The sequence below is a fragment of the Streptomyces odonnellii genome (assembly GCF_000981895.1).
Classification (GTDB): Bacteria; Actinomycetota; Actinomycetes; order Streptomycetales; family Streptomycetaceae; genus Streptomyces; species Streptomyces odonnellii.
This window is the reverse complement of sequence record NZ_LATD01000104.1, coordinates 1-6,089: the sequence shown is the minus strand read 5'-3', so window position 1 is coordinate 6,089 and position 6,089 is coordinate 1. Positions and strand designations below refer to the sequence as shown.

Annotated in this window: 6 protein-coding genes; 4 read left to right on the top strand and 2 right to left on the bottom strand. The window is 72.8% G+C overall.

Features of this window, described 5'->3' with window-relative positions:
• Positions 1–83 precede the first annotated feature (83 nt).
• Complete coding sequence (locus WH07_RS11815; protein ID WP_046499130.1) at positions 84–1,439, bottom strand: aspartate aminotransferase family protein; 1,356 nt, start codon at positions 1,437–1,439, stop codon at positions 84–86.
• A 225-nt stretch (positions 1,440–1,664) separates the two neighbouring features.
• Here WH07_RS11815 and WH07_RS11810 point away from each other — a divergent pair, with 225 nt between their 5' ends.
• Together WH07_RS11810 and WH07_RS11805 are read left to right on the top strand one after the other, a co-directional pair.
• Positions 1,665–2,057, top strand: a complete 393-nt coding sequence (locus tag WH07_RS11810; RefSeq protein WP_046499129.1) for a helix-turn-helix domain-containing protein — start codon at positions 1,665–1,667, stop codon at positions 2,055–2,057.
• A gap of 116 nt (positions 2,058–2,173) precedes the next feature.
• Complete coding sequence (locus WH07_RS11805; RefSeq protein ID WP_046499127.1) at positions 2,174–2,581, top strand: VOC family protein; 408 nt, start codon at positions 2,174–2,176, stop codon at positions 2,579–2,581.
• An 85-nt stretch (positions 2,582–2,666) separates the two neighbouring features.
• On the opposite strand, the gene WH07_RS11800 is transcribed toward WH07_RS11805, so the two are convergent.
• A complete protein-coding gene (locus WH07_RS11800; protein WP_046499125.1) occupies positions 2,667–3,677 on the bottom strand; it encodes a GlxA family transcriptional regulator in 1,011 nt (336 codons plus the stop codon).
• A 316-nt stretch (positions 3,678–3,993) separates the two neighbouring features.
• Between WH07_RS11800 and WH07_RS11795 the strand changes: the two genes are divergently transcribed.
• Both WH07_RS11795 and WH07_RS11790 read left to right on the top strand, forming a co-directional pair.
• Positions 3,994–4,632, top strand: coding sequence for an HD domain-containing protein (locus WH07_RS11795; protein ID WP_046499121.1), 639 nt, complete (start codon positions 3,994–3,996; stop codon positions 4,630–4,632).
• 358 nt (positions 4,633–4,990) lie between these two features.
• The coding region (locus WH07_RS11790; protein ID WP_157877328.1) for a serine/threonine-protein kinase at positions 4,991–6,089 on the top strand (1,099 nt) is incomplete at its 3' end.

Below are 6,089 nucleotides of genomic sequence, written 5' to 3'. Positions count from 1 at the left end.
GCCCCTCTCTGTCCCTCCGCTCTCCTTGCCCCTCCCTGTCCCTCCGCTCCCCCTGCCCCTCCCTGTCTCTGCGGCCCGCCTGCCTACGCCGTGTACTCGTCCGCGACCGTCAGCGCCCCGTCCAGAATCGCCAGCCCCTCCTTCGCCTCGGCCTCGGTGATGTTGCAGGCGGGGACCGCGTGCGTACGGTTCATGTTCACGAAGGGCCACAGCCCGTTCCGTTTGCAGGCGGCGGCGAAGGCGGCCATGGGCGCGTTCGCCGCGCCGGTCGCGTTGTACGGGACGAGCGGCTCGCGGGTCTCCTTGTCCCTGACCAGGTCGAGGGCCCAGAACGCCCCCATGCCGCGGACCTCGCCGACCGAGGGGTGGCGGGCCGCCAGTTCGCGCAGCCCCGGGCCGAGCACCGTCTCCCCGATGCGCGCGGCGTGCTCCACGGTCTTCTCGTCCTCCATCACCCGGATGGTGGCGACGGCCGCGGCACAGGCCAGCGGATGGCCGGAGTAGGTGAGCCCGCCGGGGTACGGGCGGGTGGCGAAGGTGTCCGCGATCTCGGCGGAGATCGCGACACCGCCGAGCGGGACGTACCCCGAGTTGACGCCCTTGGCGAAGGTCAGCAGATCCGGTACGACCCCGTAGTGGTCGGCGGCGAACCAGGCGCCCGTACGCCCGAAGCCCGCCATCACCTCGTCCAGTACGAACACGATGCCGTGCCGGTCGCAGATCTCCCGTACACCCGCGAGATAGCCGGGCGGTGGCGGCATGATGCCGGCCGTGCCCGGGACGGTCTCCAGGATGACCGCGGCGATGGTCGCGGGGCCCTCGAAGGCGATGGTCGTTTCGAGGTGCTCCAGCGCGCGGGCGCACTCCTCGGCCTCGGTCGTGGCGTGGAAGGGCGAGCGGTAGAGGAACGGCGAGTGGAAGTGGACGACGCCGGACGTTCCGCTGTCGGACGGCCAGCGGCGCGGGTCGCCGGTCAGACCGATCGCAGTGGAGGTGGATCCGTGGTATGAGCGGTACGCGGACAGCACCTTGGGGCGGCCGGTGTGCAGCCGGGCCATGCGGATCGCGTTCTCCACGGCCTCGGCGCCGCCGTTGGTGAAGAAGATCTTGTCGAGACCGCCGGGGGTGCGCCGCGCGATCAGGCGCGCGGCCTCGGACCGTACGTCGACCGCGAACCCGGGCGCGAAGGTCGTGAGCCGCCCGGCCTGTTCCTGGACCGCGGCGACGACGGCGGGGTGCTGGTAGCCGATGTTCGTGAAGACGAGACCGCTGGTGAAGTCGAGATAGCGGTGCCCGTCGTAGTCCCAGAAGTACGAGCCTTCGGCACCGGCGACGGCGAGCGGATCGATCAGTTCCTGCGCGGCCCAGGAGTGGAACACATGAGCGCGGTCGGCGGCCTTGACGGCGGCGCCCGCCGCCGGATCGGTAGAGGGGATCATGCGAGCAAGGGTAGAGAGGGCCTGGTGGGGCGTGGTACGGCCAGGATGTATGGCACGGGCGGCGCGGCTGAGCATGTTGTCGGGTGTACGGGCGGGTGCGGGGCGCGCTGATCGCCGGGCCGGGTCGCCGGGCCGAGTCGCCGGGGCCAGGGCGCAGGGGCCAGGGCGCAGGGGCCGGTTCGCCGGGCCGTTACGGGCGGCGGGGAGCCGTGGTGTGATGGGGGTGTGAGCCGTGCCGCCGAAGAGTCCAACCGTCGCCTGCTCCGGGCGCGCGACGCGATGGACCGCGCGTACGCGCAACCGCTGGATGTGCCGGCCCTGGCGCGGATCGCCCATGTGTCGGAGGCGCATTTCACACGTACCTTCCGGGCCACGTTCGGCGAGACCCCGCACCGCTACTTGCAGCGCCGCCGTGTCGAGCGGGCGATGTTCCTGCTGCGGGAGACCGACCGCAGTGTGACGGAGATCTGCTACCAGGTCGGTTTCGGCAGCCCGGGAACCTTCAGCCGTACGTTCCGCGACATCGTCGGCCGGTCACCGCGGACGTACCGCAAGGAAGCGGCTGCCACGGGGGTACCGACGTGCTTCACGATGGCGTGGACGCGGCCGAGCGCCTGACCGTCCGCACGGCCCGCGGCGGTGTCCGTGGTGCCGATCGGACTGATCCGTGGTGCCGATCGGACTGAGCAGTTTCGGATAAGTTTTTGTCCGGCTTGCCCGCTAGCGTGAAGCACATGTTCAACGCCATCACGCATTCACAGATATACGTTCTCGATCAGGACGAGGCCCTCGACTTCTACGTCGGCAAGCTCGGCCTGGAGGTTCACGCCGATGTCGACCTGGGCTTCATGCGCTGGCTGACCGTCGGCGTCGCCGGTCACCCGGAGCGGCAGATCCTGCTGGAGAAGCCGGGCGCCCCGGCCATGCCGGAGGAGACGGCCGAGCAGGTCCGCGAGCTGGTGACCAAGGGGGCCATGGGCACCGTCATCTTCAGCACGGACGACTGCCGCAAGACGTACGAGACGCTCATGGGACGGGGCGTCGAGTTCACCCAGGAGCCCACCGAGCGCCCGTACGGAACCGACTGCGGCCTCCGCGACCCCTTCGGCAACAACATCCGCTTCACCGAGCCGAAGGCGTAGCCCCGGACTCGGCGGACCGGGACTCAGCGGGCTTGGGCTTGGGTCGGGCTCGGGCACCGCGGGTGCCGGCCCGGCCCCGCGGCCGTCAGCCCCGCGGCGGGCCCGTCGTACGGAAGCGGGCCCGGTAGGTGGACGGAGGGACTCCCAGGTGGCGGAGAAAGGCGCGCCGGAGGGACTCGTTCGTGCCCAGACCGGTCCGCAGGGCCGCGGCCGTCACCGTCTCGCCCGCCTCCAGCAGCGCCTTCGCGGCCTCCAGGCGTACCGCCTCGACGTACGCCGCCGGGGTCGTGCCCGTCTGGTCGCCGAAGACACGTGAGAGGTGGCGCGTGCTCAGACCGGCGCGGCGGGCCAGAGCCGGGAGGGAGTGGTCCGCCGCAGGGTCCGCCGCGATCTCCCGCAGCAGGGCTCGCAAGCCGTCGTGCGGCGGGCTCGGCGTGCGCGCCGCGACCGAGAACTGCGACTGCCCGCCCGGCCGCCGCAGGAACACCACCAGATCCTTCGCCACCTCCCGCGCCAGATCCGCGCCCTCGTCGTCCTCGACCAGCGCGAGCGCGAGGTCGATGCCGGCGGTGACACCGGCCGAGGTGTACGTACGGCCGTCCCGTACGAAGATCGCGTCCGGTTCGACGGTCACCGCCGGGTAGCGCCTGGCCAGGGCCGCCGCGTGCCGCCAGTGGGTGGTCGCGCGGCGGCCGTCCAGCAGTCCGGCGGCGGCCAGCGCGAACGCGCCGGTGCAGACGGACGCGACCCGCGAGGAACGGCCGGCCAGGACGGTGACCGCGTCGAGCAGTCCGGCGGGCGGCGGGCGCAGAGGCAGTTCGTCCGAGCCCGGGACGACAAGGGTGTGGACGTCCGCGATGCCCGCCACCGCCGTGTCGGCGTTCAGACGGGTGCCGGTGGAGGTGGTCACGGGGCCGCCGTCCGCCGAGCAGACCACGGTGTCGTACGGGCCGCCCGACCCCGTCGGCCCGTACGCGCCGCCCAGCCCCGTCGCCGTACCGAACACCTCCAGGGGCGCGGCGACATCCATCAGCCGAACGCCGTCATAGACGAACACCACGACTTCTTTCCGCGTCCCGCGCGTTCTGCCCCGCATGACACCGACCGTAGCCCGGATCCATGGCTGGATGTGTGGGATGTGTGTCCCCGGAGACATGGCGGGAGAACGCCGCCTGGCCTGACAGTGGAGGCAGGGCCCGGTATCGCACAGCGGCATCGAGCCCCGAGCCGAGGCGGCCCGCGCCCCCGGGCCGTCCCCGGTGCCGAAGCCCGTCGCGGACTCGTGCGACAGACCGGACCGTACGAGCGGACCGACCGTACGAGCGGCCCCAGCACCATCGGACCCCGTGCCACCGGTCCGCACAGCCACAAACCCCGCGGCTCCGCGGCCCCACCCCCGGAAGGAACCCGCCATGACCGAGCGCATCGCCGACATCGAGATCCCCGACAGCGGCCTCGTCAAGGAGGCCACCGAGCTGGTGCGGGACATCGAAAGCCCCCTGCTGTACGACCACTCCCGCCGCGTCTTCCTCTTCGGCTCGCTCCAGGGCCGGCGGCGCGGCCTCGCGTACGACCCCGAGCTGCTCTACATCGGCGCGATGTTCCACGACCTCGGCCTCACCGAGCGCTACCGCGCGTCCCACCAGCGCTTCGAGATCGACGGCGCCGACGCGGCCCGCGACTTCCTGCTCGGCCAGGGGCTGCCGGCCGAGAGCGCGCGGCTCGTCTGGACCGCGATCGCCCTGCACACGACACCGGAGATCCCAGCGCACATGGAGCCGGAGGTGGCGCTGGTGACGGCGGGGGTGGAGTTCGACGTGCTGGGGATCGGGCTGGACACCGTGCCGGAGGACGTGCGGAACGCGGTGGTCGCGGCGCACCCGCGTCCCGACTTCAAGCAACGGATCCTGCGCGCGTTCACGGACGGCATCGAGCACCGGCCGGAGACGGCCTTCGGCAATGTGAAGGCGGATGTGCTGGCGCGCTTCTCGCCGGGGTTCGTACGGACGGACTTCGTGGACGTGATCGAGAACTCGGCCTGGCCGGAGTGACCCCCGGCGGGCCCGGGTGCTCCTGGCGGGCTCAGGTGTTCCCGGCGGCCCAGGGTGTTCCTGGCGGAGCCGTCGCTCCGGCGGGCCCGGTGCTCCGGCGGGCCCGGTGCTCCGGCGGGCCCGGTGCTCTCCGCAGGCCCGGTGCGCCCCGCGGGCCCGGGTGCCGTGACCGGCCGTGCCGCTTCACCGTCCGTGCCGCTTCACCGTCCGTACGCCGAACCCCCGCACAACTCCCCGAAGTGTCATTCGAGATAGTCGGGATACCCGGCAGGTCCCTTCGCCTCATGCGAGATGATCCAGGCCGGACACCGGACCGGACGTACGACGTACGGGGAGTACGAGGAGGGGCCGCACGGCCATGGAGAAGCTGGTAGCAGGAGATCCGCAACGCATCGGCGCCTACCGGCTGCTGGCACGGCTCGGCGCGGGCGGCATGGGGCGGGTCTATCTGGCGCGCTCGGACCGGGGCCGTACGGTCGCGGTCAAGCTCGTACGGCGGGAACTGGCCGAACAGGAGGAGTTCCGCAACCGGTTCCGGCAGGAGGTCGCGGCGGCGCGGCGGGTCGGCGGCGCGTGGACGGCGCCGGTGCTCGACGCGGACACCGAGGCACCGGTGCCGTGGCTGGCGACGGGTTATGTGGCGGGACCGACGCTCCAGTCGATCGTGTCCGGCGGGCACGGTCCGCTGCCGGAGCGTTCCGTACGGATACTCGCCTCGGGGCTCGCGCACGCCCTCCAGGACATCCACGCGGCCGGACTCATCCACCGCGACCTCAAGCCGTCGAACGTGCTGGTGACGATCGAGGGGCCGCGCGTCATCGACTTCGGGATCGCCCGCGCGCTGGAGACGGTCACAGCGGAGGGGCTGACGCGGACGGGCTCGCTGGTGGGGTCGCCCGGCTTCATGGCGCCGGAGCAGGTACGCGGGGACCGGGTGACGGCGGCGTGCGACGTGTTCTGCCTGGGCTCGGTGCTGGCGTACGCGGCGCTGGGGCGGCTGCCGTTCGGCGGCGCGGACAGCGGCGCGCACGCGCTGATGTACCGGATCGCGCAGGAGGCGCCGGACCTGGCGGGGCTGCCGGAGCAGCTCGCGATCCTGGTGCACGCCTGCCTCCAGAAGGAACCGGCCGCGCGGCCGACCACGCGGGACATCCTGGCCCGCGTCGGCGAGGCGGCGGACGCGGGCGCGGGCCCGGGCGGCGAACCCTGGCTGCCGGGCAGCCTGCTGGCGCAACTGGGCCAGCACGCGGTGCGGTTGCTGGAGTACGAGGACCCGACGGGCCAGATACGGACCCCGGAGCTGCGGGTGCCGCCGGGGGCGGCGGGTGCGGTGCCGACGACGGCAGGGGGCGCGGCGGGAGCGGCGGGGTCTGCGGCGGGCGCGGTGCCGCAGGGTGCGATGTCGCAGGGCGCGAAGGCAGTGGCGGCGGCGACTGCGGGGGTTGCGGGAGTTGTGG